Annotated in this window: 1 pseudogene; it reads right to left on the bottom strand. The window is 62.1% G+C overall.

Annotated elements, in window-relative coordinates:
• Nucleotides 1–130: pseudogene (locus tag EN885_RS34610) on the bottom strand (plasmid stabilization protein); the annotation flags it as partial.
• Nucleotides 131–412: the final 282 nt, after the last annotated feature.

Here is a 412-nt window from a genome sequence, read left to right as displayed (position 1 = left end):
TGTTGACGGTAGCCCATGCGCGCCGCTCTGCCTCCTTGTCGGAAACCCCGCGCTTCTCATAGCCTTCGGCAATGTGGTCGGCTTTGCGCTCCTGCTTGTCAGTGTATTTCGATTTCTCGCCTCGTGGCACGGCCTGTTCCTCCTGTTGAATAAGGGCTGAACGTCGACTCGACGCGCTGGTTCCAACAGAAGTCGCGTAGCCAATGGCGCATCGCGATGCATGGCCAAACACCGCCGCGCCGCGCAAGCTAGCGCCTTTCGGGCCGGGGAGAGTGCAGCAGCAAGGCGAGGGGGATTGGTTCAGCCGATTGCCAACCTCACGACGAGGGCCAGGATCACGACGCCGACCAAGCCGGCTATGAAGACGACCCGACGCGTGCGCGTTCGCAGGATGATATCGCCTTGTCTCGCC

It is taken from the genome of Mesorhizobium sp. M6A.T.Cr.TU.014.01.1.1, assembly GCF_004022765.1.
Lineage (GTDB): Bacteria > Pseudomonadota > Alphaproteobacteria > Rhizobiales > Rhizobiaceae > Mesorhizobium > Mesorhizobium mediterraneum.
Note: the sequence above shows the minus strand (reverse complement) of the source record. Positions and strands in the feature narration are given on the sequence as shown.